General features: G+C 31.0%; 30 protein-coding genes. All 30 read right to left on the bottom strand.

Annotated features, from left to right (window positions below; genetic code table 11):
- Nucleotides 1-37 precede the first annotated feature (37 nt).
- Nucleotides 38-628, bottom strand: coding sequence for a cell division protein SepF (locus E0D87_RS07520; protein ID WP_130819982.1), 591 nt, complete (start codon nucleotides 626-628; stop codon nucleotides 38-40).
- Between the two features lie 69 nt (nucleotides 629-697).
- On the bottom strand, nucleotides 698-1681 hold the full coding sequence (locus tag E0D87_RS07525) for an NAD(P)H-dependent glycerol-3-phosphate dehydrogenase (RefSeq protein WP_004834269.1): 984 nt from the start codon (nucleotides 1679-1681) through the stop codon (nucleotides 698-700).
- A gap of 8 nt (nucleotides 1682-1689) precedes the next feature.
- Nucleotides 1690-2265 carry a glycerol-3-phosphate 1-O-acyltransferase PlsY gene (plsY, locus tag E0D87_RS07530; RefSeq protein WP_130819983.1) on the bottom strand — a complete coding sequence of 192 codons (576 nt, stop codon included), beginning with the start codon at nucleotides 2263-2265 and terminating at the stop codon, nucleotides 1690-1692.
- Nucleotides 2262-3581, bottom strand: coding sequence for a ribosome biogenesis GTPase Der (gene der, locus E0D87_RS07535; protein WP_130819984.1), 1320 nt, complete (start codon nucleotides 3579-3581; stop codon nucleotides 2262-2264). Before der ends, plsY begins: the two co-directional genes overlap by 4 nt.
- 49 nt (nucleotides 3582-3630) lie before the next feature.
- Nucleotides 3631-4050, bottom strand: a complete 420-nt coding sequence (locus E0D87_RS07540) for a SoxR reducing system RseC family protein (protein ID WP_130819985.1) — start codon at nucleotides 4048-4050, stop codon at nucleotides 3631-3633.
- A gap of 6 nt (nucleotides 4051-4056) precedes the next feature.
- Nucleotides 4057-5805 (bottom strand): aspartate--tRNA ligase, encoded by a 1749-nt coding sequence (gene aspS, locus E0D87_RS07545; protein WP_130819986.1) that lies wholly within the window; start codon nucleotides 5803-5805, stop codon nucleotides 4057-4059.
- An 11-nt stretch (nucleotides 5806-5816) separates the two neighbouring features.
- Nucleotides 5817-6419 (bottom strand): MBL fold metallo-hydrolase, encoded by a 603-nt coding sequence (locus tag E0D87_RS07550; protein WP_130819987.1) that lies wholly within the window; start codon nucleotides 6417-6419, stop codon nucleotides 5817-5819.
- Entirely contained in the window at nucleotides 6419-6868 is a 450-nt protein-coding gene (dtd, locus tag E0D87_RS07555) for a D-aminoacyl-tRNA deacylase (RefSeq protein WP_130819988.1), read from the bottom strand. The genes E0D87_RS07550 and dtd overlap by 1 nt, the downstream gene beginning before the upstream one ends.
- Nucleotides 6868-9048 (bottom strand): RelA/SpoT family protein, encoded by a 2181-nt coding sequence (locus E0D87_RS07560; protein ID WP_130819989.1) that lies wholly within the window; start codon nucleotides 9046-9048, stop codon nucleotides 6868-6870. The genes dtd and E0D87_RS07560 overlap by 1 nt, the downstream gene beginning before the upstream one ends.
- A gap of 4 nt (nucleotides 9049-9052) precedes the next feature.
- Nucleotides 9053-10783, bottom strand: a complete 1731-nt coding sequence (gene recJ / locus E0D87_RS07565; protein ID WP_130819990.1) for a single-stranded-DNA-specific exonuclease RecJ — start codon at nucleotides 10781-10783, stop codon at nucleotides 9053-9055.
- Between the two features lie 78 nt (nucleotides 10784-10861).
- Nucleotides 10862-11125 carry a preprotein translocase subunit YajC gene (gene yajC / locus E0D87_RS07570; protein WP_130819991.1) on the bottom strand — a complete coding sequence of 88 codons (264 nt, stop codon included), beginning with the start codon at nucleotides 11123-11125 and terminating at the stop codon, nucleotides 10862-10864.
- Nucleotides 11125-12243 (bottom strand): tRNA guanosine(34) transglycosylase Tgt, encoded by a 1119-nt coding sequence (gene tgt / locus E0D87_RS07575; protein WP_130819992.1) that lies wholly within the window; start codon nucleotides 12241-12243, stop codon nucleotides 11125-11127. Before tgt ends, yajC begins: the two co-directional genes overlap by 1 nt.
- Before the next feature lie 8 nt (nucleotides 12244-12251).
- Nucleotides 12252-13274 (bottom strand): tRNA preQ1(34) S-adenosylmethionine ribosyltransferase-isomerase QueA, encoded by a 1023-nt coding sequence (queA, locus tag E0D87_RS07580; RefSeq protein ID WP_130819993.1) that lies wholly within the window; start codon nucleotides 13272-13274, stop codon nucleotides 12252-12254.
- A gap of 1 nt (nucleotide 13275) precedes the next feature.
- Nucleotides 13276-14283 (bottom strand): Holliday junction branch migration DNA helicase RuvB, encoded by a 1008-nt coding sequence (ruvB, locus tag E0D87_RS07585; protein ID WP_130819994.1) that lies wholly within the window; start codon nucleotides 14281-14283, stop codon nucleotides 13276-13278.
- An 8-nt stretch (nucleotides 14284-14291) separates the two neighbouring features.
- Nucleotides 14292-14879 (bottom strand): Holliday junction branch migration protein RuvA, encoded by a 588-nt coding sequence (gene ruvA, locus E0D87_RS07590; RefSeq protein WP_130819995.1) that lies wholly within the window; start codon nucleotides 14877-14879, stop codon nucleotides 14292-14294.
- Nucleotides 14879-15373, bottom strand: a complete 495-nt coding sequence (gene ruvC, locus E0D87_RS07595; protein WP_130819996.1) for a crossover junction endodeoxyribonuclease RuvC — start codon at nucleotides 15371-15373, stop codon at nucleotides 14879-14881. The genes ruvA and ruvC overlap by 1 nt, the downstream gene beginning before the upstream one ends.
- Nucleotides 15374-15402: 29 nt before the next feature.
- On the bottom strand, nucleotides 15403-16116 hold the full coding sequence (locus E0D87_RS07600) for a hypothetical protein (protein ID WP_130819997.1): 714 nt from the start codon (nucleotides 16114-16116) through the stop codon (nucleotides 15403-15405).
- 183 nt (nucleotides 16117-16299) lie between these two features.
- Entirely contained in the window at nucleotides 16300-17043 is a 744-nt protein-coding gene (locus E0D87_RS07605; protein ID WP_130819998.1) for an HAD family hydrolase, read from the bottom strand.
- Nucleotide 17044: 1 nt separating this feature from the next.
- On the bottom strand, nucleotides 17045-17455 hold the full coding sequence (locus E0D87_RS07610; protein ID WP_130819999.1) for a hypothetical protein: 411 nt from the start codon (nucleotides 17453-17455) through the stop codon (nucleotides 17045-17047).
- A gap of 10 nt (nucleotides 17456-17465) precedes the next feature.
- Entirely contained in the window at nucleotides 17466-17936 is a 471-nt protein-coding gene (locus E0D87_RS07615) for a YfcE family phosphodiesterase (protein WP_130820000.1), read from the bottom strand.
- Complete coding sequence (rdgB, locus tag E0D87_RS07620; protein WP_130820001.1) at nucleotides 17933-18511, bottom strand: RdgB/HAM1 family non-canonical purine NTP pyrophosphatase; 579 nt, start codon at nucleotides 18509-18511, stop codon at nucleotides 17933-17935. The genes E0D87_RS07615 and rdgB overlap by 4 nt, the downstream gene beginning before the upstream one ends.
- A 51-nt stretch (nucleotides 18512-18562) precedes the next feature.
- A complete protein-coding gene (locus tag E0D87_RS07625) occupies nucleotides 18563-20059 on the bottom strand; it encodes a hypothetical protein (RefSeq protein WP_130820002.1) in 1497 nt (498 codons plus the stop codon).
- Entirely contained in the window at nucleotides 20043-21518 is a 1476-nt protein-coding gene (locus tag E0D87_RS07630) for a sensor histidine kinase (RefSeq protein WP_130820003.1), read from the bottom strand. Before E0D87_RS07630 ends, E0D87_RS07625 begins: the two co-directional genes overlap by 17 nt.
- Nucleotides 21509-22207, bottom strand: a complete 699-nt coding sequence (locus tag E0D87_RS07635) for a response regulator (RefSeq protein ID WP_130820004.1) — start codon at nucleotides 22205-22207, stop codon at nucleotides 21509-21511. Before E0D87_RS07635 ends, E0D87_RS07630 begins: the two co-directional genes overlap by 10 nt.
- A complete protein-coding gene (locus tag E0D87_RS07640; protein ID WP_130820005.1) occupies nucleotides 22197-23099 on the bottom strand; it encodes an ROK family protein in 903 nt (300 codons plus the stop codon). The genes E0D87_RS07635 and E0D87_RS07640 overlap by 11 nt, the downstream gene beginning before the upstream one ends.
- Before the next feature lie 2 nt (nucleotides 23100-23101).
- Nucleotides 23102-24058 carry a pseudouridine synthase gene (locus E0D87_RS07645; RefSeq protein ID WP_130820006.1) on the bottom strand — a complete coding sequence of 319 codons (957 nt, stop codon included), beginning with the start codon at nucleotides 24056-24058 and terminating at the stop codon, nucleotides 23102-23104.
- 2 nt (nucleotides 24059-24060) lie between these two features.
- A complete protein-coding gene (locus E0D87_RS07650; RefSeq protein ID WP_130820007.1) occupies nucleotides 24061-24606 on the bottom strand; it encodes a DUF6648 family protein in 546 nt (181 codons plus the stop codon).
- A 33-nt stretch (nucleotides 24607-24639) separates the two neighbouring features.
- Nucleotides 24640-25068, bottom strand: coding sequence for a hypothetical protein (locus E0D87_RS07655; RefSeq protein WP_004834232.1), 429 nt, complete (start codon nucleotides 25066-25068; stop codon nucleotides 24640-24642).
- Between the two features lies 1 nt (nucleotide 25069).
- Nucleotides 25070-26017: a tRNA modification radical SAM protein MnmL/YtqA gene (gene mnmL, locus E0D87_RS07660; RefSeq protein ID WP_130820008.1), complete on the bottom strand. Its 948-nt coding sequence runs from the start codon at nucleotides 26015-26017 to the stop codon at nucleotides 25070-25072.
- Entirely contained in the window at nucleotides 26010-26366 is a 357-nt protein-coding gene (locus E0D87_RS07665; RefSeq protein WP_130820009.1) for a DUF1292 domain-containing protein, read from the bottom strand. Before E0D87_RS07665 ends, mnmL begins: the two co-directional genes overlap by 8 nt.
- Nucleotides 26367-26380: the final 14 nt, after the last annotated feature.

Here is a 26380-nt window from a genome sequence, read left to right on the forward strand (position 1 = left end):
CTCATAAGCAAAAATAAAGATCGATATTAATATCGATCTATAGTTGGTTATAATTTCCTTCAGAAATTTGTTCAGTCACTGATGAATCAACTTGTACACCACTTGGACTTATAACAAAGATTCCCTTTGTAACTTTTTCAACTGATCCATTTAGTGCATAAACAGCTCCACTTACGAAATCGAATATTTGTCTTCTCAAATCAGAGTTTACCATTTCAAGATTTAAAACGACAACCTTATTGTTTAAAATATCGTCAATTATTTTTGGACCGTCTGTTTCATAGTCTAAAGGTTCTTGAATTGAAATCCTCATTGAATTTGATCCTGAAAAATTTTGTTTACTCATACTTACTACATTATCTCCTCTTCTAGATGTTTTGCTGCTTTTAAATGTTGAAGAATCATCGCTGGTGTAGCTATCAGAGAAAGATGGTTTATAAGTGCTTGTTTTCTCTTCACTTGTGTAGCTATTATCTGAGAAAAAAGATCCATAAGTTTCTTTTTTTTCTTCTTTTACATCATCTTTCACTTCATTTTCTTCTACATCATCGTCAAAGTACAACTGATCTTCATCATAATCATCGTATTTGTCATCGATTCCTATAAATTCTTTAAACCTATCTAACATAATTACTTCCTTTATTTTTTCTACTTGTCCTATTATCTATTATAACGTATATTAGAAATTTTTTCGAATTTAATATTCATTTTTTAAATCTCTATTCATCAAATCGCTTACAGACTGATGAGGTGATTTTCCCATAAATAAAACTTTGTAAAGCTCTGTAGTAATTGGTAAATCAATATTATTTTTCTCAGCTAAATCATATACAGCCTTGGTAGTTGGAATTCCCTCAACAACCATTTTTATTTCTTTACTTGCTTCTTTGACACTCATACCTTTACCGATTAATTTTCCTGCTCTGTTATTTCTTGAATGATTACTTGTTGCAGTTACTATAAGATCTCCTATTCCTGCCAAACCATTTATAGTTTTTGGATCAGCATCAAAAGATCTAGCTAATCTTTCCATCTCATGAATCCCTCTAGTAATCATCGCAGCCTTTGAGTTATCTCCGTAGCCTAATCCATCTGCCATGCCAATTCCTAAAGCCAAAATATTTTTTATGCTGCCACCAATTTCAACCCCAACAACATCAGTTGAAGTATATACTCTAAAATAATCTCTGTTAAATATTTTTTGAACATCTTTTGAGAGACTGAGATTATTTGAGGCACATACGATTGTAGTAGGCATTTCATTAATTACTTCTTCAGCATGAGATGGGCCACTCAATACTACATATGAAATTTCTCCAAAAATACTTTCAAATATCTCTGATATTCTATAATTACTTTCTAATTCAATTCCTTTTGATAAGTTTATCAGAACCTTTTTGTGTAAAATATTTTTATCAAGCCCGCTGTAAACTTGTCTAATGTTTTGAGTTGGAATTGCATTTATAATATATTTATTAGAAAGTACAGACTCTAAACTAGAAGTTGCCATAACATTTTTTCTTAATTTTTTGTCCGGAAAATACTTCTTATTTATATTTTCATTATTTATTGAATATACTTGATTTATATCTCTAGCATACATTAAAACATCATATTTTTCGGATAGAACATTTGCAATTGCACTAGCCCATGATCCTGCTCCGATTATTGAAATTTCCATAATACTCCTTAGAAAATCTTTTTCTCTTCTCTTGCTTTAAGTCTCTTTATATTAGATTTATGCTTATAAACTATGAGGCTTGCAATCAAAAAGATTGATATGGATAAGGGCGAAAATCCAAACCATACAAATCCTAAAATACCAGAAATTGTAGCTGCTATTATTGAAGCTAAAGATACTATTCTAAATAGTAGTAAAATCACAATAAAAATCGCAAGCAAAAGTAAAGCAAACCTGTAATCAATGGCTAAAAGCGAACCAAATGCGGTAGCAACACCTTTTCCCGCTTTAAATTTCAGTACGAAACTATACATATGGCCAAGTACCGCAAATAATAAAGCCACAGCTTGACCAAATTCGCCACCTAATTTTTTTCCTATATAGCAGGCTAGAGTTCCTTTTAGAAAATCAAACACAAAAGTTACAAATCCTGGTCCTTTTCCAAAATTCCTAAACACATTTGTTGCTCCAACATTTCCTGACCCTAATTTCCTAATATCTGTCTTAAACACTAGATTACTTATTATAAAGCCTGCTGGTATCGAACCTAAAATATAGGATATTACAGCTACTAAAAAAATCATTTTTTCTCACCTTTTTGCTTAAATACGAAACTAAAAGGAACACCTACTAGGCTATAGTTTTGTCTTATTTGATTTTCTAAGTATCTCATGTATGAAAAATGTACTAGTTCCCTATCATTAATAGACAATAAAAACTTTGGTGGTGCTGTTGCTACTTGTGACATATAGTAGATCTTTAGTCTCTTTCCCTTGTCTTGTGGAGGAGGGTTTAGCAAAATAGCATCCTGTAATATATTATTTAAAACTCCAGTTTTTATTCTTGTGTGGTAATTGTTAGATACAACTTCAAATAGTTCCAAAAGTTTATCTATTCTCTTATTTTCTAAAACAGAAATGAATACAATTGGAGCATAAGGGGCAAAAGATAGTGTTTTTCTTATATCTGCTTCGAGCTCTCTCATTGTATTTGTATCTTTATCTACTAGATCCCATTTATTTACTGCTATTATCATAGCTTTTTTATTATTGTGAGCATAGCCAGCAATTTTAGCGTCTTGTTCTGTTACTCCAACATTTGCATCTATCAAGAACAAGCAAATCTCGGCACTATCAACTGCATCAAAAGTTCTTTGGTTTGCGTAGTATTCTACATTTTCTTTTACTTTTGACTTTCTTCTAAGGCCTGCAGTATCTATCAATACATAGTTGTTGTCATTATAAGTCCAATAGCTATCCACAGCATCTCTAGTAGTACCAGCGATATCAGTTACAATCATCCTTTCTTCATTAAGTAGAAGATTAACTAGGGATGATTTTCCCGCATTTGGTTTTCCGATGATAGCAATTCTAGTTTCATCTTCGATTGCCTCATAGGCTGAGAAATCTATAAAAGAAATTATTTTATCTAGTAAATCTCCCAAGCCCTTGCTTTGCTCAGCAGAAATCATTGATAAGTCATCGAATCCAAATTGGTAAAAATCATAAATATCATCTGGTATTTTAAATGAGTCTAATTTGTTTGCTACTATTATTACTGGTTTATTATATTTTCTTATTTCATTTGCAATGTCTATATCATAAGGATTTACTCCTTCTTTTCCATCGACAACAAACAAAATCATGTCAGTCTCAAGCAGAGCCTTCTCTACCTGAGACTTTACTTCTGTATTCATTATTTCCTTGTTAGAAATGTCTAACCCGCCAGTATCAACTAGCAAAAATTCATTGTTTTGCCATTCAACCTTATCGACAATTCTATCTCTGGTAACTCCAGAAACATCTTCGGTTATGGATTTTTTCTTTCCAACAAGCCTGTTAAATAGGGTAGATTTACCCACATTGGTCCTACCGACCAGTGTTACCATAGGCATCGCCATAATTTGTCTCCGTATCTTAAAATATAAATTATTTGAAATAAACTAATAATTAGTTAATTTTTCTAACTTTCATTATATTTCTATCTTTTACTTTGCTATCTAATCCTTTTACAAAAACAAGTGATATAAGTAAGAAAACTAATACAGATAGAAGTGTCAACAAGTTTAAATCAATTCCTGTATTTTTGAGAAATACATTTGGTAAAATTGCACCAATTAGAATCATCACTACAGGAAATATATAAACTACAGCTGTTAATTTTGTAACATCACTAGATTCACCTTCTATCATAACTCTATCACCCTTTTTAATATTTTCGTGAGTGAAAAGTTCAATTTCAGTTGTCTTGCTTTCAGCACATGAACCACTCGCAGAGCATGATCCGCAAGCGCCATTTCTAAAAATCTGAACGGTCAAATGACCCTTATTATTATCTAATACAATCCCTTCTTTTGTAATTTTGTCCATATTTACCTACTTTAATTTTATGTTCAATTCATTTAGAGCTTTCTCATCTACAATACTTGGTGCCTCTGTAAGTGGGCATGTAGCAGATTGTGTTTTAGGGAAAGCTATAATGTCTTTAATATTGTCAGTTTTCGCAAATAGCATCAACAATCTATCAAGTCCATATGCCAATCCAGCATGTGGAGGTGTACCATATTGAAGAGCTTCAATGAAGAATCCAAATTTATTCTTGATATCTTCTTCTGAAAGTTTTAGTGATTCAAATACTTTTTCTTGAAGTTCAGAATTGTTAATTCTAACAGATCCTCCGCCCATCTCATCACCATTTATAACAATGTCATAAGCTTGAGTTCTTACCTTTTCTGGCTCTGTTAGAAGTAGATCTATATCATCTTCATTAGGCATAGTAAATGGATGGTGTTGAGCTATATATCTATCTTCTTCTTCGCTATATTCAAACATTGGGAAGTTGACTACCCAGCAAAGTGCATATTCTTTCTCAATAAGGTCGTTATCTTTTGCAACCTTTCTTCTAAGTGCACCCATTGCCTCAAGTACAACTCTATCTTTGTCTGCACCAATTAAAATAAGGTCGCCGTCTTCCATGTTAAGTTTTTCTTTTAAACCTGAAATTATATCATCAGTCAAGAATTTTTTGATAGAAGATTGAATCTCATCAGAATATTTTATATATGATAGACCTTTTAGACCATAATCTTTGACAAAGTCAGTAAGTTTATCTAGTTGTTTTCTAGAATAATTATCAGCTATACCCTTGAAGTTTAAGGCTCTAACAGATTTTCCATCATTTGTATTATCTGCAAATACTTTAAAATCACTATCTACAAATACTTCACTTACATCTTCTATCTTATAACCATATCTTAGATCTGGTTTATCCGAACCATATGAATTCATTGCCTCAGAATAATCCATTCTATCTATTGGCAATGTTAGATCATAGTCTGTATACTTGTCGAAAAGCTCTTTTAGCAAACCTTCATTCATAGCAATAACATCATCTTGATTTGAAAAGCTCATTTCAAGATCCATTTGTGTAAATTCTGGTTGTCTATTTGCTCTCAAGTCTTCATCTCTAAAACATTTAACAACTTGGAAATATCTATCTAGTGAACCAATCATCAATATTTGTTTTAATAATTGTGGTGATTGTGGGAGTGCATAGAACTTACCAGAGTTTATCCTTGATGGAACAAGATAGTCTCTTGCTCCTTCTGGAGTTGGTTTTGTTAAAAATGGTGTCTCTACTTCAGTAAAGTCATTTTCATACATGTATTCTCTAATGGTTCTAACGATGTCACTTCTAAGCTTAAGATTTCTTTGTACAGATGGTTTTCTCATATCCAAGTACCTATATTTTAATCTTAAATTTTCACTAACATCATCATCATCTTTAATATAAATAGGTGGTGTTTTAGCCTTATCTAAAATATTGATTTTATCAGCGATAATTTCGATATCACCTGTAGGTATATCCTTGTTTTTAGATTCTCTCTCGCTAACTTTTCCCTTTACTTCAATTACGTATTCTTGTGATATCTCACGGGTTTTAGCATAATTTTCACTATCTTCTTCTCTTACTACAATTTGAGTTATTCCAGTTTTATCTCTTAAGTCAATAAAAACTAGTGAGCCCAAATTTCTTTTTTTGGCAACCCATCCCATTAGGACGACTGAATCATTGACATTTTCGATTCTTAGGTCACCACACATATTTGTTCTTTTAAATTCCATACATCCTCCTATTATATTAAAAATGGATTATTGTTAAATTCATAGGATATGGTAGTTTCTTCACCATGTCCTGATAAAACTTTAGTATCTCCATCAAATTTACTAAATTTATTTTTGATTGAGTCAATAATTTGATGATAATTTCCACCAGGAAAATCTGTTCTCCCTATTGACTGCTTAAATAAGGTATCTCCAGAAAACAAAACGTCACCGACTTTATAAGACATCGAATCCAATGTATGACCTGGAGTTTTAATAGCTAATATATCATACTTGCTAAATACCTCTCCATCTTTTAGGTAATTATCAATTGGTACATTTACATCATATGAATAAGCTAAGTTGTAGTCTTTATCATTAGCTATTTCTTTGCTATCTTCAGATGCATATACACCAACATCATACAAATCCTTGAAATATTCAAGCCCCAATACATGGTCAAAATGAGTATGAGTCTGAATGATAAAGTTTATTTTTATATTATTATCTTCTATATATTGTTTGACTCTCTCACTAGGATAGGCACAGTCAACTAAAAATCCCTCATTGTTTTCGTCACTAACAACATACATATTAGTCATTACTGGTCCTTCAACAAATCTACGAATCTTCATTAAACTATCCTTTCGCTGTCTAAAATAATAGTAACTGGTCCATCATTTACTAAACTTACTTCCATATGTGTTTGGAATTGACCAGTTTTCACATCAAATCCATCATCACGAAGCCTATCTATTAGTATTTCATAATATTTTATAGCCTTCTCCGCCTTAGCCGATTCAGTAAATGAAGGTCTATTTCCTTTTCTAGCATCACCATATAATGTGAATTGAGATACTAAAAGTATCTGACCACCGACATCTTTTAAAGATAAATTCATTTTACCATTTTCATCTTCAAAAATTCTAAGATTACTTATCTTTCTTTTGATATATTCAATGTCGCTATCTGCGTCAGTTTCTTTTACACCTAGTAGAACCATAAAGCCTTCTCCTATTTCAGATACTAGCTTATTTTCTACTTCAACTTTTGCTTTACTTACTTTTTGTATTATTGCTCTCATTAATTCTTAATCCTATATACATTATCAACTGTCCTTAATGATTTTAATTTAGTAATCACATCTGACAATTGATCCATATTATTTACTTCAATTATTAAATCTATAGTACCCTGCTCTTGGTCAGTTCTTGCATTGATTCCTAAGATATTTACATTAACTGTAGAAATCATCTTAGTTATGTCATACAATACTGAAGGCGCATTAGATGTTAGTATCTGGATTTTAACAGGGAATTTATCTTCCTTGGAGTTTTGCCAGTAAACATCTATAAGCCTTTCTGGAGATTTGAGGTTAATAATGTTTGGACAGTTCTTAACGTGAACAGAAATTCCATTACCTTTAGTTATAAATCCTATAATTGGATCTCCAGGAACAGGCGTACAACATTTAGCAAATTTTACCTCTACATCTTCTTCAAGATCGCTTACTCTAATTTCACTAGAGCCATTATTAGAAATCTCAGCTTGATTGATTTCTTTTGGTTTGACCTCTTCATCTTTTTTCTTTTCATCAGATTCAAATTTGAGAAGTTTTTGAGTAACCTGTTCAACATTCGTTTTGCCATAGCCAATAGATGCATACATCTCATCTTCGCTAGGATATCCTAATTCCTTACAGATTATATCAAGCCACTCATCTTTTAAAACAGCCTTATAACCTTCTCTATATTTTTTGATATCCTTAATTACTGCATTTTTACCAATTTCAATGTTTTCTTCTTTATCATTTCTTTTGAAAAATTGCTTGATTTTGTTTTTGGCTTGGTTACTTTTTACAATCTTTAGCCAATCTCTAGAAGGTCCATGAGAATTTTTGCTAGTTATTATTTCTACCAAATCTCCTGTTTTTAATTTATGAGTCAAAGGAACCATTCTACCGTTTACCTTAGCTCCCACACAATTATTACCCACTTCTGTGTGAATCTTATAGGCAAAATCAATTGAACAAGAATCCATAGGTAGTGAATAAACCTCACCAGCAGGAGAATATACATAGATTTCCCTTGAGAAGAAATCTTTTTTCAGAGTCTCCATAAACTCTTGATTGTTCTCGTCCTTGCCACCTTCTTGTTGCCATTCTACTATCCTTCTTAGAAAACTCATGGCATCATCGAAATCAGATTGCGTGTTGTTATTTTCCTTGTATCTCCAATGGGCAGCTACACCATACTCACATTCCTTGTGCATTGTCCTTGTTCTAATTTGAACTTCAAATGGTCTCGAATCATCACCAAATACTGTTGTATGAAGAGACCTATAGCCATTAGGCTTAGGTTGACCAATATAATCTTTTATCCTATTTGGAATTGGTCGCCATAGTGAGTGAACCTTTCCTAAAACTGCATAACATTCTGCAATCGTATCTACAAGAACTCTTACAGCTGTTAGATCATATATTTCCTCAAAGGCAATTCCATTTCTCTGCATTTTCTTATTTATTGAATAGAGTGATTTAGGTCTACCAGATATCTCAAAGTTAATATCAGTTCCTTCTAGAGATTTAGATAGAGATTCAATTATTTCATTGATATATGCTTCTCTTTCTCGTCTTTTGACATTAACCATCTCAGCAAGTTCGTAATATTTTTCTGGTTCTTGATATCTAAAGCACAAATCCTCAAGCTCCCATTTGAGGGAATAAATACCAAGTCTATGAGCCAGTGGTACATATATTTCAAGGGTTTCATCAGCTATTTGAATCTGTTTTTTCCTAGTCATATATTCAAGAGTTCTCATATTATGAAGCCTATCAGATAGCTTGATAAGAACAACTCTTACATCATTTGACATAGCCATTACCATTTTTCTGATATTTTCAGCTTGTTTTTCTTCTCTAGAAGTATAATTTAGGTTTTTAAGTTTGGTTACACCATCAACTAAGAAAGTTATCTCTTCACCAAAAACTTCAGCCATTTGATCTCTTGTGACATCAGTATCCTCAAGTACATCATGCATTAGGCCTGCACATATGGTTTGATCATCTAATTTCATCTCAGAAAGTTTCTTAGCTACTGCAATTGGATGGATAAAATAATCTTCTCCAGAGTTTCTTTTTTGTCCTCTATGGTGTAGCTCGCCAAAATCATATGCTTTTTTTATTAATTCAATATCTGCTTTTGGATTATTTTTTATAATGTATTCTTCGAATATCTCATATTCTTTTTTGAAATCTGTTGCCATGCTATCACCTTATATCTATTAACCTTAATTGTAAGTTCTTGTTTCCTCTAAATTCATTAACATCTGGATAATAAACAATATCGATTTTATTGCCTTTTATATTATTATTAAACTTTAGTTTTAGATATTCGTAGTCATCAACTGCATTAAACTTAATTGAGTTAAAGTATCGTCCGTTTTGGTGAAGGTTGATTCTCATAGTTTTTTTATCTTTCCCTATCATCTGGATATCAGCTATATCAACACCTTTGTTAGCAAACACAGGTCTTGGATTGTCTTTTCCAAATGGTCTATACTTATCTAACTTCTCTGCAAACTCTAGTGATAATTTGCTGATTTTGATTTGAGTATCTATGTTAATAACCTCTTCCAGATCATTTTTAGTTAATTTTGATTGGGAGTTAAGAAAATTTCTAAAGTCATCAATCATATCATTCTTTATAGATAAACCACATGCCATTGGATGACCACCAAATGATTCTAACTTGTCTTCAAATGGAAGAATTGCTTTATGCATATTATATGTTTCTATTGACCTACCTGAGCCTTTGAGTATCCCATCTTCGGCTGAATTAGTTAGAACAATAGTTGGCCTATAATACTTTTCTTTAATCCTACCTGCGACTATTCCACATATGCTTTCATCTATTGATGGCTCGTAGACAACTATTACATCACCCTTATCATATGAATTTTCCTTGACTAGTTTATCGCATTTATCGAGCCCTTCTTGGGTAAGGTTTTTCCTTGTGTTATTAAGCTCTACTAGTTCTTTGGCTAACTGTCTAATCCTATCCATATCTTCTTCCATAAGAAGTTCTATAGCAAGTTTTGCTGTGGATAGTCTTCCAGTAGCATTCATCAATGGACCGATTATAAAGCCCAGTGTGTACTCATCTATTTCTTTATTCCAACCAGCCTCTTCTAGTAAAATTTTTATGGCATATTTTTCTGTCATATTTAGTCTCTTAAGACCTTCTATTACAAAAATCCTATTTTCATCGGTAAGAGAAACTATATCACATACAGTTCCCATTGCTACGTATTCTAATAAGGATGCAAGGTACTCAAAATCACCATCAAGCTTCATATATAAAGCCTGCATCAACTTAAAGGAAACACCAGCTCCACATAAATCTGTGAAAGGATATTTGCTATCTAGCCTGTGAGGATTTATAACGCAATCTGCATCAGGTAGGATTTGATCAACCCATCCGTCTTTATCTTCCTTTTCAATTTGGTGGTGGTCTGTCACTATTACTTTAATTCCATTTTCTTTAAGTTTTTTAACCTGATCAAACCCAGTAATTCCATTATCACAAGTGATAACTAAACTAACCTTATCTTCTACGGCCTTATCACTCATGCCACTTGATATACCATATCCCTCGTCTACTCTGTGTGGGATATCGTAGCTAATATTATCATAGTAAAATAAAAGTCCATCTAACAAGGTCATAACAGATGCTATTCCATCTTGGTCATAATCTCCAAAGATTCTTATCTCGCCATTTTCTTGTATGGTTTCTATGATAATATCAATAGCTTCAGTCATATCTGGAAGATCGTATGGATTGTGGAGTTTATTTAAACTTGGATTAATATACATATCAACTAGTTTAGGATCGACTATATCTCTATTTCCTAAAATAAGAGCATCTAGCTTTGTAATTCCTTCAATCTTTGAATTATTTATGTAATTTTCTCTCTTATTATATATAAACCAATTTGCCATAGACCTTCCTTTCTTCTTATTAACTATACTACTTAAATCTTTCTTATAAAGAAAGGAGGCTTTAGCCTCCCTTACATTCTACATGTCCAAAATTGATTTAATTGAATCTTTTTCAACCTTAAGATATGTTATATTATCCAAAGTTCCTGTTGCTATCATTACATAACTATCGTCTATCTTCGTCACTTCGCCTATTATTCCTGATTTAGTTACAATTTTAGAACCTTCAGACAAATTATTATCTATAAATTTTTTATTCTTCTTTTCAATCATTTCATTTTTAAGACTAGTTTCATAAAAATAGTATAAAATTATTATTATGATTAAATATTCTAATTTCATTAATAACCGTATTTACTATAAAATTCTTCCTTGTATTCTAAAAATCTGTCTTCCATTATTGCTTGTCTGATATTTTCACATAGTTTCAACAAGAAATAAAGGTTATGATAGGTTAATAATCTAGCACCAAGTATTTCATTAACATTCATCAAATGTCTAATATAAGCTCTTGAGTAATTTCTACAAGTATAACAATCACACTCATGGTCTAGTGGAGTAAAATCTTCTTTAAATCCTGCATTTTTAACTACTAGTCTTCCATGTGAAGTCAAGGCAGTACCATTTCTTGCAATTCTTGTTGGAAGGACACAATCTGCCATATCTATTCCTGCTTGGAAAGATTCAAACAAGTAATCAGGAGTACCCACACCCATGTTATATCTCGGTTTATTTTCTGGTAAAAATGGAGTTGTAAAGTTCAAGATATCAATCATTTCTTCTTTAGTTTCCCCAACAGATAATCCTCCTATAGAATATCCATCGAAATCCATAGCTGTAGTTTCTCTCGCTGATATTTCTCTTAAGTCCTTAAACATTCCACCTTGAACTATTCCAAAGAGAGATTGGTCTGGGTGGGAGTTTTCTTTGTGATAATCAAGACCTCTCTTAGCCCATCTTAATGTTCTTTTCATAGAATTTTCTACATAGTTATAATCAGCTCTAGCATCAACACACTCGTCAAAACTCATCATTATATCTGAATGAATATCATTTTGTATACTGATTGATTTTTCTGGTGTAAACAGGTGCTTGGATCCGTCTATGTGAGATCTAAAAGTAACTCCCTCTTCTGTTATCTTTCTATTATCAGATAAAGAAAACACTTGAAAACCACCTGAATCTGTAAGAATTGGCTTATCCCAATTCATGAATTTGTGTAGTCCTCCGGCTTTTTTCATAATGTCCATTCCAGGTTTTAGATATAAATGGTAAGTGTTTCCAAGGATTATTTTTGCACCCATCTCTTCTAAGTCTTCTGGTGTCATTGTTTTTACAGTACCAAGGGTACCTACAGGCATAAATATTGGAGTAGGAATATCTCCATGAGCTGTATGGATCACTCCTACACGAGCATTAGTGTGTTTGTCTTTTTTAATTAATTCGTATGTTAAAGCCATAATTCTCCTTATTGAATTAGCATACAATCTCCAAAGCTAAAGAACCTATATTTTTCTTTAACTGCGTAATTATATGCATTTAAAATTATATCTTTGCTAGTAAAGGCAGCAACTAACATTATCAGAGTTGATTTAGGTAGGTGGAAGTTTGTAATAACTGAATCTACAACTTTATACTCAAAACCAGGATATATAAAAATATCTGTCCAACCAGAATCTTCCCTAATCTCACCGCATTTTTTATAAACTGACTCCAAGGTTCTGATACTTGTAGTACCAACTGCTATTATTTTTTTATTATTTTTCTTAGCATTATTTATTATATCAGCAGTTTCTTTATTTAGAGTGTAGAATTCTGAGTGCATTTTATGATCTGTAATATCTTCTTCATTGACAGGTCTAAATGTTCCAAGTCCAACGTTTAACGTTAGAAATGCAAGCTTTACTCCCTTTTCTTCTATTCTTTTAAGAAGATCTTTAGTAAAGTGAAGTCCAGCTGTAGGTGCTGCTACAGATCCAGGGTTTTTAGAATAAACTGTTTGATATTCTTCAGGATCCTTTAATTTTTCCTTAATATATGGAGGAAGTGGAACATTTCCTAGTTTATCAAGTATTTCATTGAATATTCCTTCATAAGAAAATTCCACCACCCTATTTCCGTCTTCTTTGATATCAATTACTCTTGCGCTAAGTTCATCTGAGAATATGACCTCAGTTCCTATTTTCATTTTCTTCCCAGGTCTTACCAAGACTTCCCACTTTTTGCCTTCTATATTGTGAAGTAAAAATACTTCGATAGACTCATCTTTGCCCTCTCTATGACCAAATAGTCTCGCTGGGATAACTCTGGTATCATTCATAACTAATACATCACCTGGATTTAGGTAATCTATAACATTATAAAAGTACTTATCGCAAATTTCTCCAGTTTTCTTATCTAAAACCATCATCCTAGCTTCATCTCTTTTATCTGATGGATGTTGGGCAATTAAATCTTCTGGTAAATAATAATCAAAATCTTCTGTTCTCATCTTACTCCTCTATTTTTAAACCATAATGTTCATATGCTTTTCTTGTTAAAACTCTACCCCTAGGAGTTCTAGTTATAAATCCTATTTGAAGCAAATATGGTTCATATACATCTTCTATTGTTACATTTTCAATACCTGTTGATGCGGCTATAGTATCCACACCTACAGGGCCACCACCAAAATTGTCATACATGGTCATAATTATTTTTTTATCCATTGTATCAAGACCCATTGGATCAATCTCTAACAATTCAAGGCCCTTTTTACTAGTATCATAATCTATCTTTTCATCAGCCTTAACTATAGCAAAATCTCTAACTCTTTTTAGCAATCTATTTGCTATCCTTGGTGTCCCTCTTGATCTTCTAGCTATCTCTATAGCTCCTTTGTCATCAATTGGAATATCTAAAATTTGAGCAGACCTTTTAACTATCGTAGTAAGATCTTTTGTATCATATAAGTTTAGAGCAAGCAATACTCCAAATCTATCCCTAAGAGGAGCTGAAAGCATTCCAGCTCTAGTTGTAGCTCCTATAAGGGTGAATTTTTCCAAATCAATTCTAATAGACTGAGCATTAGGACCTTTTCCAACTATGATATCTAAAACAAAATCTTCCATAGCTGAATATAGAATCTCTTCTACAGACCTATTTATCCTGTGTATCTCATCTATAAATAAAACATCCCCACTAGAAAGATTGGTTAAGATACTCGCCAAATCAGAAGGACGTTCAATAGCTGGCCCACTTGTTACTCTAAGATTTACACCAAGCTCGTTTGCTATTATAGTCGACAAGGTTGTTTTACCTAGGCCTGGAGGACCCTGAAGCAAAACATGATCTAGCGGCTCATTTCTAGAAAGTGAAGACTTGATGAAAATATCTAATTTTTCTTTAACTTTATCTTGACCTATGTAATCTTTTAGCCACTTTGGTCTTATGCTATTTTCAGCAAATAAATCTTCTACTTGTTCATTACTGCTTACTATTCTATCATTTTCATCATACATTTAATCACCTAAATCAATCTTTTTAAACTTTCTTTTATTAGTCCCTCTAGACTTAATTCATTATCTTTTAGCTCCAAGAGAACTCTATCAATGTCATTTTTCTGATAGCCTAGGTTTAATAGTGCTTCTTTAGCAACATCGAAGTCTTCATTTACTACGCTTACATCCTCTGATTTTTCTATTGGAATAAAATTCATCTTTTTAACTTTATCCACTAATTCCAAAATTATTCTAGAAGCAGACTTCTTACCTATTCCTTTTGCTACAGTTAGCTTATTTATATCGTTATTTAATATAGCATTTTTAATCTCATTAACTGATAACGAAGACAATATTCCAAGAGCTGTCTTAGGACCAATTGTAGAAACACTAGTAAGATGTAAAAACATTTCTAGCTCATCTTTACTAATAAATCCAAAAAGGGAAATATCGTCTTCTCTAACTTGCATAGAAGTATAAATCTTATACTCGTTATTTATTTCAATATTAGCAAGAGTTGTAAGTGAAGAAAATATAATATATCCCATATTGTTATTTTCAATTACGAAGTTATCTTCATTTATCGCTCTAATTTGACCTATAATATATGATATCATTAATTCAACCTAAAACTTTCTTTAAACCTTTGACTTAGGGCATGGCACAAGGCTACTGACAAAGCATCTGCCGCATCATCTGGCTTTGGAATTTCTTTCAAGTTAAGAAGCTTAGTAATAGTTAGCTGCATTTGTCTCTTATTAGCTCTTCCGTATCCTGTGATTGCCTGTTTGATCTGTAATGGTGTATATTCATAGATTGGCAAATTATTTTTTTGTGCACAAAGGACTTGAATTCCTCTAGCATGCCCAACAGTTATCGCAGTTTTTACATTAGCATTAAAAAATAATTCTTCAATAGCAAATTCATCTGGATTAAATTCGTTTATTATATCATCTAAATTATCATATAACAACTCTAGTCTTTTTCCTGTCTTTGTTTTTGATGAAGTTGTTATTACACCATTTTCTAATACTTTAACCTTATTATTTTTAAATTCAATTACTCCATAACCCATAATTGCTATTCCTGGGTCTATTCCTAATATAATCATAATCTCCAAAATAAAAAGGGCTATAAGCCCTATTGATATCTCCTAAACACTTCCCTAATTAGACCTCTAAAGTAATACTCAGCATAAGTGTCAACTATTGATTTATATAAATATGTAAGTGTTTTTTCATACATTTTTTTAGATTGTTGACTTGTTATGTCTTCAGTAAATATAGAATCAGTGTCGAAACTAAGCTGTTTGTGAGTCGTTGTATCTATATTGTAAATCTTTTCTTTAAGCATCAAATCAGCATAAGCCTTGATGTCTTTATTTAATTCTTTTACAAGTCCTTTATTATCGTATATTTTTCTTTTAAACTCGTTACTTATATCGATAATTTTAGGATCAAACCTATTATAGTAAAAATTTGTAGATTCTATTAAGTAGTCGGCACCAAATTCATCTATCAATGTATATTCTAATTTATCTACTGCCTTTTTATCTCTGAACGCTCTAAATTGAGCTTTAATTGATATGACATATTCATATCTATATATATCAGAAGATATTAGGCTATCTAAAGAATCTATTATTTGATCGATGTCTCTAAGATTCCAGAAATATTTTTTCAAATTCTTTAGTACATAATCATTAACATAAAAAGAATTCTTTGAAAAATTGATAAAGTTCTTATCATGTAACAAAGACATAAGTGTGTTCAATGAGTATATATCTTCATTTACTAAAAAATTATATTCAAGTTTTTCAATTATTGGATATTGTTCACTTAAATTTGCCTTCATTACATTCCTACCTCTTATACTATTTTACCATAAAATCCATTTATTTTATTGATTTTCTTGTTTGCTTAGAATTAAAAAAGCTAAATTAAAGAAACAATATTCATAGAAAATTAATTTTCGTATATTTTTCTTTCAATTTAGCCAAAATAAATTAAATAGTAAAAGTATATTCATCTAAAATTCTTAAAACTTTTTAAATTCCACCTGCATATCTTTTAATCTAAAATTATAATTGACATCTTTTCTTTCGATGTTTATAACAGCTTTATTCCTCAAATCTTCATCAGAAAAAAGCTTATCAATCAGCTCAAAACTAGGATTTATAGCATGAGGATTTCCAACCATTTGAAACATAGTTATATCTCCATTAGTATCCCCATAAGAATATGAGCTGTCCAAGTCAATATTATACCTCTTATCTAAATCAATGATAGCCGAAAGTTTACTTTTTCCATCCCACATAGGGTTAATTTTACCAGAAAATTTATTATTTTCATCAAAAACATAGGATGTAGATATTGATTCTGTAGCGCCATAAAACTTAGAAAAATCATCGACCAAAAAATCAGGAGAACCAGAAATAAAGAAAATTAAATCACCATTTGCTCTATGCCACTCAACAGCTTTTCTAGTTACCATGTAAACTTTATTCTTGTTTTCTTCGATTACCTGCTTTGAGAATTTTTCAATAACACTTTTATCTAATCCAACTATGCTTTTTTGATAAACTAGAGCTGCTTTATCAAGATAATCTTCATAAGCTCCTAATCTATTTTGATATTTCTCAAATAAAGGTCCAATCTCATCAGACCATGCATTATCAGAAAGTATGCCATTTTCACTAAGCTTTATAAAATGCTCAACAAGCAAAGAATTTCTAAATAATGTTCCATCTATATCAAAAAAGGCTGCCTTTCTTTTTGCCATACTAAGCTCCTTTATTTTTTGATTTCTTAATAGCTTGACGTTTCTTCGCTACTCTTTTATTACCATTAGGATTGATATTATTATTTTCCTCGTCAATATTTTCAAGATTATCTTTTATTTTAACGATTAATTCCACCATAAAGGCAACTATTATGCCTGTTAAAGAAGCACTCACTAAAAATATAGCAATCCAAGCCAAATTTAGCCCATTTTTGCTTGTAAATGTTATTAAGGATATGATTCCTATTATTAATCCAACAATTCCAACTCCAATAGATGGAATGAATTTAACTATCCTTTTCTCATTCATAAAATATAGGACAACTGATATAGCTCCCATTATAAAAGCAAAAATTGGCAATATTGCTAATCTTGATGAGTATTGAGAAACTAAATTAATTAATCCAGCCATAAACCCTCCGTTAATCCAAACTTACTTTTGTTACATTAATTTTATCATTTATATCGAGAATAATAAAGCTACCTACTCCATCTCTAGGTAGAGATGGAGATCCAGGATTTAACAATAAAATATCATTTTTAATTTCATTAACATAGGTATGTATATGACCAAACACAATTATGTCGCAGTTAAGTTCATAAGCCTTTTCAACTAAATTTTCATAAGTATATCCTACATCATATTTATGACCATGAGTTAAAAACAACCTTTTACCATCTATATCTATTACCTTTTCATATTCTTCATTAATAAAAAAATCATTATTACCCTTTACAGCGTAGTAGTTTAATCCTGTTTCATAATAAATGTTTTTCACATCTTCTAAGCCATCTCCTGCATGGATAAGTAAATCAATATCTTCATGACTTAAAATATAATCACTAACAGAATCATACATACCATGGGTATCACTTGTAACTAATATTTTCATTTGATATCCAAAAATTCTTTAAACTTTTTCATAGCTCTTGCTCTATGAGATATTTCATTCTTTTCTTCTATAGTCATCTCACCAAGAGTTTTATCAATATCTTCTATTAGAAAAATCTTGTCGTAACCAAATTCACCCTCACCACGGTCTTCGCTACTAATTTTGCCTTTCAAAACTCCATTAAAATAATGATCATTTCCATTCTCATCAATATAAGCTATTACAGTTTCAAAATAGGCATCTCGATTTTCTTTATATTCTAATTCGCTTAATAGTTTATTTCTATTGTCAAGATAACTTGCATTATCACCCGCATACCTATGAGAATAAATTCCTGGTCTACCACAAAGTGCTTCTACAAAAAGACCTGTGTCATCAGCAAATACAGCTCTTTTAGTTAACTCATAGAGTGCATTAGCTTTTTTATAGGCATTTTCTTTTAAGGTGCTACCATCTTCTATTACATCAAAATCGTCTATACCAATATCTTTAGGCATCTTTATAGAGTCATTAGCGAGCATTTTTTTCACTTCTTTTAGTTTGTCCTTATTTCCAGTTGCGAATAATAATTCCATATAGTCTCCTCTTAAAATAATAACAGATTTATCATTTTACAGTCAAATAAATCAGTTCTTGCCTTCTATAATTTCATTATAGTTTGTAAAGGCAGTCTCGAGATTTTCTGCACTTGTTCCTAGCTGTTCTTCAACACTAACAATAGTTGAAGAATTTATAGTTGGAATTGAGTATATTGGGTTTTTCTCAATTAAATTATCTTTAATTCTATGAACCAATATTTCATCAGGAGTTTGTATAACAATATACTTTCCATTAGATAACACATAATAATCCTTAAATTGATTGTTGATGTTTCTAACCATATCTCTAGTTATTGAATTGCCGGTAGTATTTTTATTTAACATTTGATTACCTATGGCAATTTCCATAGGAAAGAAATTCTGTACAAAACTATCGCCATCGCCAGTATGAATTGAGGATTGAAAAATCCATTGCCCTTGATTTCTAACTATTCCAAAGTTTGTATTATCAAAAGCTACTTTTTCTTTGTCTATATTTTCAAATTCTGACTCTGCTTCATCTAATACTCTTTCTTTAAATATCAAGTCAGAATCCTCTTCCCCTGTAAATTCTTCTAAGGATAAAAATTTCGGATTCTTCAAATTTTTAGTTTCTAATATAGCATATTTTCTTATAGGATTCTCATTTTCACTTCTCGTATAATCTATCGAAACAAAATCATCTGAAACGTAATTTATTCTCATATCGAGATTTATATCCTTAAAAGAATAAGTAGTTCTAGTAGCTGAATCAATCATTCTATCCCTGAGTCTAACTGGATATGAAATAATTTCGTCATAATTACTAGTAATATTATTATTTTTAGAATTAACTGACCAATATTCCTCATTATTTTTAACAAAAATATTATAAACTTTTTTATAGGAAATTGTATCCGAATCCTTTATTCTTAATAGATAAGTGTAGTAATTATATATTGATTCTTCTTCGGAACTATCTATTCTTTCTCTCACTCCTAATAAAAGGGCAGCATCTTCTTCTACTTCTTCACCATCAGGTGTAGTTGTTCTATCTTTGCTAGCTTTCTTAGAATAGTCAGCGAGTACTTTTGAATCTACTTTATTAGAAATCTTTTCAATTTCTATAAAATTATCATTTATAGTAAAATACATTTTTGTTTCACTTTTCTTAATGAAATCTTTTGAAAAAAGTTGCCCTTGTGATGCATTAATTACTACTACATTTTCATTTTTATCTATATTATGAGTTTCAATTCCTCTGTTAGCCAAATACTTAGATAGATTTACATACTTAGAGGAATAAGTTGGTGGAAATGCATAATTATCGCCTATTGCAGCCAAATTTTTGTCAATATATACTAAATCACCAATTTTGTAATTATCTTCTGACCCAGTTTTTTTACCATTTTTGATATCGACAACTTTCCAAGTTCCTGTTATAGATAAATCATCTTGTTTAGGCATCTGTATTAGACTATTAAGTTCCTCAGGACTTTTATTTGTACATGAGGTTAGTAAAATTATAATTAACAAAACAAATAAATTTTTAACTATTTTCTTCATCTACTAACCTCGGAATTTCTACTATTACTGATGTACCAACGGTATACTTACTCTTAATAACTAGTTTTCCACCATGTCCTTTAATTATTTCTTCGCAAATTGAAAGACCTAATCCAGTATGTGATTTTGAAGAAGAACCTTTGTAAAATTTACTTGCTACAAAAGCTATTTCATCTTCTTTGATTCCTTCACCATTATCCTTAACAGTAATCAGGACCTTATCTTCGTTCTGATCTATTATCAAATCTATATTTCCACCTTCGTCAGTGAACTTTATTGCATTATCTATTATATTTATTAGAACTTCCTTCATCCTATTTTTATCAGCATATACCATTATATTTTTGTAGATAGTTACAAACTTAAAATCAATATTTTGACTTTGAGTCCTTGGATAAAGTTGTGTATGGATTTGTTTAGAAAGCTCTACGATATCAAGTTTTTCTTTATCGTATTTATAGTTAGTAGAAGATAATCTAGAGAAATCTAATAAATCTTCAACCATCATCGAAAGCCTATCGCCTTCGTCTTCTATTATTTTTAAACCCTGACTCATCATATCATCATTCTTCTGAATTTCTGGAGCTTGTAGGGTTATAGCCCAGCCTTTAATAGATGTTAGTGGTGTTCTTAGTTCATGAGATACTGAAGATATAAATTCATTTTTCATATCTTCTCTTTTTACAATGTTTTCACTCAGATTATTTAATGTGATAGCAAGTTCTGATATCTCATTATTTCCCTTTACATTCGCTTTTACTGAATAGTCACCTGTAGCTAATTTTTCAGAAACATCAATTAAGTCATTTATTGGCTTTATGAAGTTCGTTGCTGCAAAAAAAGAAATAATTAGAGCAGCAAATATTACTATTAGCCCAAATAATATATACCAAAATGTATCATCACTTATTCTCTTGTCCACTTTTTCTAGTGAACTTGTCATTCTAATAATACCAACTTGTTGCTCTGAGGATACCAAGGGATAGGAAAGTGATAATACCTTGTCTCCAGTAGACTCTCTTTTTGACTTGATAAATTCTTGCTTTCCTTCAATTGCAGAGTTTACATCAATAGTTTCAAGTTTTTTTCCAACTTGATTGGACGCTTGAGAATCAAATAAAACAACTCCAGAATTATCCAGAATTTGTACTTGAGTATCGTTTTGCCTATAAAATAAGTTCTTATCTCCGATTATAATATCACTCAAGTCGTACCTATTCATATAGTTACTATATTGGAGCTGATTTATTCTTGCTTGATTTTTCATAGAATCAGCCAAGGCAGATTCATAGTAAATTCTTATGCTGTTAAAAGAAAAGATTTCGAATCCAATAACAACTGTAATAACAAATAACATTACAATTTTAATAACAGAAAATTTAATACTATCATTTGGATTTTGATTGTTATAAGATTTTATCTCTTTATCTATAAATTCTTCGTTTTTTATTATTTCCATCTATAACCTGTGCCCCATACGGTTTCTATATATTCTGGTTTGGCAGGATTATCCTCTATCTTAGCTCTTATCCTTCTTATATTTACATCTACAATTTTTGTATCGTTACTATAGTTATTGCCCCAAGTCATGGCCATTATCTCATCTCTAGTCATTGCTTTTCCTTTATTATTAATAAAGTTTTCAAGGATTGTAAATTCTGTAGGGGTTACATCAATTTCTTTATCGTTTTTAAAAAAGCTCTTTGCATATATATCAAGGGTAAAGGGTCCATCAGTTATAGTTTGCTTGGTCTTTTCTTTATCTTGATTGCTTGTTAGATTAACTCTTCTCATTAGAGATCTAATTCTAAGAATCAACTCCTGTGGGTTAAAGGGTTTAATAATATAATCATCAGCACCTTTCTCTAAACCTAAGATTTTATCTATATCTTGAGATTTAGCTGAAACCATAATAATTCCAGTCATAGGTGAAATATCTCGTATCTTCTCGCATACTTCATATCCACTTATTCCTGGAAGCATAATATCTAAAATAGCAACCGCTGGCCTTTCTGCTTCAAATACCTTTATAGCTTCCTCGCCGCTTGCAGCTTCAACAGTTTGATAACCTTGATAATCAAGGTTGATCTTCATAAACTGTCTTATTGGATCTTCATCATCAACAATAAGTATCTTGTTATTTTCCATCAGTTGTCCTCTCAAAGGCAATCTTAGCAGCCCCAATAACACCTGCGTTATTTAAAAATTGAGCTGGTATTATTTCAACATCACCTGGCTTATTACAATATTCTTGAAATCTTGATATCATACCATCCCAAAATACATCTTTGGCATGGATTACTCCTCCGCCTATTACTATAACTTCTGGATCGAATATATTTCTTAGAGATGTAAGCAAGAATCCAAGATTTTTTTGATAATTATCTAGTACCTTTTTAGCATTATCGTCACTATCAACTAAATCAAATATTGCCTGGCCACTCAATTCCTTACCAGTAAGATTTTTATAGTCTTTAGTTAGAGCAGAACCTGCACAATAGCTTTCTGCACACCCATTTTGCCCACATGTACATGGATCTCCATCAGGATGTAGAAGCATGTGTCCTAATTCAGCGCCTTGGAAGTTAGATCCTTTTAATAGACCACCTTCTTTTGTGTATATAGCACCGCCCAAACCAGTTCCTAAGGTTATCATGACTATATTATAAAAATCCTTACATGAACCAATCCATTTTTCCGCAATCAGAGCTATATTTGCGTCATTTTCTACAAAAACAGGAACATCTACGAATTCTTCTACGGCTTCTTTTAAGTTAAGTCCAGTCCATCCCTTTATATTTCCAGCAAAAGTTACAAGGCCATTTTCTGAATCTATAAATCCAGGTGTACCAATTCCTATCGCACTAGCTTCTTTGTAATTTAGAGCATAGATAGCATTTTTAATATTATCTAAAACTACTTCCCTACCTCTATTTGCATTTGTAGGAACTTCTTTTCTTTCTAGAATTTTTCCTTCTTCATCTATTAAACAAGCGTTTATCTTTGTACCACCAATATCAATTCCAATAACTTTTTTCATTCCTACTCCTTAGTAAAAATCTTTTCTTTTAATCTATATATTTCTTTTTTCTTTTCTGAATAAAACTCTGTACCTTCTAGATATTCCAAACCCTTTATTTTTGAAAATTTAACTTTATATGCAAGTAATATTTGATTATGTACTCCATATTTGTTTAGGGTGTCATTAACAGATTTACTCCCATATTTTCTATCTCCTATAATTGGAGTTCCATTTTCTCTTAGGGAAAATCTTATTTGGTGAGTTTTTCCTGTATCTAGCTTACATTCTAGAAGTGTAAATTTGCCGTTACTTTCAATCGGTCTAAAGAAAGTTCTAATCCTAGATCCACCAGTAGCCTTTTTTATTTTATTTTTATTTTCGTTTTTCTTAATATTTGTATCAATAGTAAATTCTTTTGCTATATTACCTTTTACAATTGTTAGATAATATTTATCTATCAAATTATCTCTTATTGCTTTATTTAAAGCTCTTAGAGACTTAGCATTTTTTGCTCCAATAACTAACCCCGCAGTATTTCTATCAAGTCTATTAACTACAGCTGGTTTAAACGTCTTATCTGACATGTCAAATGATTTGGTCTTGTACAAATAAGATAGCATATTGTCAACAAGGTTGTTTCCATAATCTTTTTTTGATGAACTATGAGTTAGAACTCCTCGATCTTTATCCATTATAATTATATTTCTATCTTCATAGATAATATTGAGGTCAAAGTCTTGAGGTTTAAAATCTGTTTTAGTTAGCCATCTCTTATAATCCTCATCCTTGATATACATCTTGACCTTGTCATTGGCATACACAAAGTCATCTTTTTTAGCTCTTTTATCGTTAATTTTGAAATTTTTCTTCCTTATATTTTTTTGTATAACAGAAAGTGGAGCATTTTCAAAATATTTTCTTAAGAATCTATCAAACCTTTGATTTCCATCATTTTCACTTATTTCTATTTCTATCATAATTAGTATGATTTATTGACGTATGAGTCTATTATAGACTCTTTTGAGTCTTCATTAAATACTCCCTTTTCCCTTAGTTTTTCAAGCAACTTTTTATTCTTCGAATGTAGCACAGTTTTTTCCATATCAAGAACATTAATTTCAAATATACTGCCTTTAAGTCTTTTTGATTTAAGAATTATATAATAGGACTCCATGTTTTTATAATCAATTATTTCCAATAATCTTTGGGTAGCTATATCTTTTAAATAGTAGTAATTTTCCCTATCATTTATTAATTTGTTATAATTCTTTTTTTTCTTCTTAACATTTTGACATAATCTAGCTTCAAAATTACATCTTTTTGCCATTATATTGTAATACTGATAGTTATAAATTGCTTCTTTTGCAGTGCTTATATGAGAAAAAGGTTTGAGGTCAAGTTTTTTAATAAAATTATAATTTAAGTTTAAAAACTCATCTTTATCAATTTTAGACTCATCTAATAAACCAATGGATTCCTTTCTCCAATTTTCAAATAAATTTAATTTCTTTTCTTCTATATTCATAATAAAAAACCGTCTCAAGTGAGACGGTTACTACTAATCTTCTAGTTTTAATTCAATAGTTTCTGCATCTAGAGAACTAGGAACGTCTTTACTTGTCCAATCTAATCCTAGGTATATGTCAGCTTTTGAATATTCAGATAAGTTTTTAAGTCTATTGCAAACTTCTTCTATATTATCATCGTTAATATCAATAATATCATATATACCGTCGATGTAGATTTTTCCGATATCATAGTCACGAGCAAGTATTCCACCAACAAATCCTAATAGTCCATCAACATTAGCTACTTTGTAGCTTTTAGCATTTATTAGTCTTACTTTGTAGTCAAGAGTTGTAATTTGGCTATCATCAGCATCTATAAATACTATGTTGTTATTACCTTTTTCTTTTTCTTTGTTAGCTTCTTCTACTAGATATTTTGTTTTACCAACACCTTGCTCACCTAATACTAAATAAATCATTTCAATCCTCCTTTATTTTTTCAAAAATTTTATTTTTGCTTTTATCACCTTGAACAATTTCATTGTCATTCATATATTTAACAATCTCATCTCTTATTAACCACCAAGACGTATCCCAATTACAAAACAAAGTCTCTTCTTTTGGAGCACGCCCAACAAGTCTAGCTATTGCAACATCCTTATCCAAATGTCTTAGAAACTCAATTACATTTCTCTGATATTCTTCCTTGCTAATCATCTTTATTTCATTGTTTAAATACATATTAGCAAGTTTTGTATCTTTAACTATAAATAATGAATGCATCTTAACTTCTTTGACAGATAGGGCGTTTATAACCCTTGCACTTTCTATCACATCCCTGATATCATCCCAAGGAAGTGATAAGATGACATGTGTGCACACTCTTATATTAAATTCTTTAAGTAGACTTACAGCTTTTATAAAATCAGCTAGAGATTCACCTCTGTTTAAGATATCTAGCGTTTTATAATTAGCAGTCTGCAAACCAAGTTCAAATGTAATATCTATGCCTGTTTTTTCTCTAAATTCATTTAGAAAAACTAACTTATCATAAGTCACACAATCACTTCTAGTTGAAACAGCGATAGCAACTATATAGTCCTTGTTGCAAGCATTTATTACTTCTTTAAACTCACTAAGTGGCATGTAAGTATTTGAAAAATTTTGAAAGTAAGCTATGAATTTGTTCGCTTTATATCTACTACCTATATAATCTTTGTTACTACTTAACTGTTCCTCTACAGTCATACTTGTTGGAAGATTCTCAAATGAACCTCCTGCCTCTGAACAGAAGATACAACCACCAACTCCACAAGATCCATCTCTATTTGGACAAGTTAGTGATAGTTTTATAGGCAGTTTATATACTTTTTCTCCGTAAGTATCTTTATAATACTCACTGACTGAATAATAAGGTATATTATTCATCTATCATTTCGTCTTCGTCCATATCACTTTCATAATCATCAACTAGATTATCGAGGGCTTCTTCGTCCCAATAGTGACTAAATATATGGAAAACTTCGTCTAGTTCTTCTTCATCATCTATTATTTCTAAATTGATATCGTCGTTGTCAAAGGAATCATTGTAGTAAAATAAGTAAATTTGTGAACTATCGCTAGACAACAAGGCAACGTAGTCTGTTTCATCAACTGTGAATATATCAACTAAATAACATTGATCTGTGTTTTCATCAAATCCTATTTCAATGATGGCCTTGCCTTGGTTCTTACCAAATTCTACTTCATGACCATGTAGATTGAATTTTTCTGTCATAGTCTCTCCTAACT

The sequence above is a fragment of the Anaerococcus vaginimassiliensis genome (assembly GCF_900626155.1).
Classification (GTDB): domain Bacteria; phylum Bacillota; class Clostridia; order Tissierellales; family Peptoniphilaceae; genus Anaerococcus; species Anaerococcus vaginimassiliensis.

Coding starts and splice junctions, on each gene's coding strand:
- ruvB (WP_130819994.1), bottom strand. CDS start 14,283: ATGTATGATGAAAATGATAGAATAGTAAGCAGTAATGAACAAGTAGAA.
- E0D87_RS07600 (WP_130819997.1), bottom strand. CDS start 16,116: ATGAAGGCAAATTTAAGTGAACAATATCCAATAATTGAAAAACTTGAA.
- plsY (WP_130819983.1), bottom strand. CDS start 2,265: ATGATTTTTTTAGTAGCTGTAATATCCTATATTTTAGGTTCGATACCA.
- dtd (WP_130819988.1), bottom strand. CDS start 6,868: ATGAGAGCAATAATACAAAAAGTAAGTAAAGCAAAAGTTGAAGTAGAA.
- E0D87_RS07605 (WP_130819998.1), bottom strand. CDS start 17,043: ATGGCAAAAAGAAAGGCAGCCTTTTTTGATATAGATGGAACATTATTT.
- E0D87_RS07615 (WP_130820000.1), bottom strand. CDS start 17,936: ATGAAAATATTAGTTACAAGTGATACCCATGGTATGTATGATTCTGTT.
- E0D87_RS07625 (WP_130820002.1), bottom strand. CDS start 20,059: ATGAAGAAAATAGTTAAAAATTTATTTGTTTTGTTAATTATAATTTTA.
- E0D87_RS07635 (WP_130820004.1), bottom strand. CDS start 22,207: ATGGAAAATAACAAGATACTTATTGTTGATGATGAAGATCCAATAAGA.
- E0D87_RS07630 (WP_130820003.1), bottom strand. CDS start 21,518: ATGGAAATAATAAAAAACGAAGAATTTATAGATAAAGAGATAAAATCT.
- E0D87_RS07525 (WP_004834269.1), bottom strand. CDS start 1,681: ATGGAAATTTCAATAATCGGAGCAGGATCATGGGCTAGTGCAATTGCA.
- E0D87_RS07650 (WP_130820007.1), bottom strand. CDS start 24,606: ATGAATATAGAAGAAAAGAAATTAAATTTATTTGAAAATTGGAGAAAG.
- der (WP_130819984.1), bottom strand. CDS start 3,581: ATGGCGATGCCTATGGTAACACTGGTCGGTAGGACCAATGTGGGTAAA.
- E0D87_RS07640 (WP_130820005.1), bottom strand. CDS start 23,099: ATGAAAAAAGTTATTGGAATTGATATTGGTGGTACAAAGATAAACGCT.
- rdgB (WP_130820001.1), bottom strand. CDS start 18,511: ATGGAATTATTATTCGCAACTGGAAATAAGGACAAACTAAAAGAAGTG.
- aspS (WP_130819986.1), bottom strand. CDS start 5,805: ATGGAATTTAAAAGAACAAATATGTGTGGTGACCTAAGAATCGAAAAT.
- yajC (WP_130819991.1), bottom strand. CDS start 11,125: ATGAAATTAGAATATTTAATCATAATAATAATTTTATACTATTTTTAT.
- queA (WP_130819993.1), bottom strand. CDS start 13,274: ATGAGAACAGAAGATTTTGATTATTATTTACCAGAAGATTTAATTGCC.
- E0D87_RS07665 (WP_130820009.1), bottom strand. CDS start 26,366: ATGACAGAAAAATTCAATCTACATGGTCATGAAGTAGAATTTGGTAAG.
- ruvC (WP_130819996.1), bottom strand. CDS start 15,373: ATGATTATATTAGGAATAGACCCAGGAATAGCAATTATGGGTTATGGA.
- E0D87_RS07540 (WP_130819985.1), bottom strand. CDS start 4,050: ATGGACAAAATTACAAAAGAAGGGATTGTATTAGATAATAATAAGGGT.
- E0D87_RS07550 (WP_130819987.1), bottom strand. CDS start 6,419: ATGAAGATTCGTAGATTTGTTGAAGGACCAGTAATGACTAATATGTAT.
- mnmL (WP_130820008.1), bottom strand. CDS start 26,017: ATGAATAATATACCTTATTATTCAGTCAGTGAGTATTATAAAGATACT.
- E0D87_RS07645 (WP_130820006.1), bottom strand. CDS start 24,058: ATGATAGAAATAGAAATAAGTGAAAATGATGGAAATCAAAGGTTTGAT.
- ruvA (WP_130819995.1), bottom strand. CDS start 14,879: ATGATATCATATATTATAGGTCAAATTAGAGCGATAAATGAAGATAAC.
- E0D87_RS07520 (WP_130819982.1), bottom strand. CDS start 628: ATGTTAGATAGGTTTAAAGAATTTATAGGAATCGATGACAAATACGAT.
- E0D87_RS07610 (WP_130819999.1), bottom strand. CDS start 17,455: ATGGCTGGATTAATTAATTTAGTTTCTCAATACTCATCAAGATTAGCA.
- E0D87_RS07655 (WP_004834232.1), bottom strand. CDS start 25,068: ATGATTTATTTAGTATTAGGTGAGCAAGGTGTTGGTAAAACAAAATAT.
- tgt (WP_130819992.1), bottom strand. CDS start 12,243: ATGGCTTTAACATACGAATTAATTAAAAAAGACAAACACACTAATGCT.
- recJ (WP_130819990.1), bottom strand. CDS start 10,783: ATGGCAAATTGGTTTATATATAATAAGAGAGAAAATTACATAAATAAT.
- E0D87_RS07560 (WP_130819989.1), bottom strand. CDS start 9,048: ATGGCAACAGATTTCAAAAAAGAATATGAGATATTCGAAGAATACATT.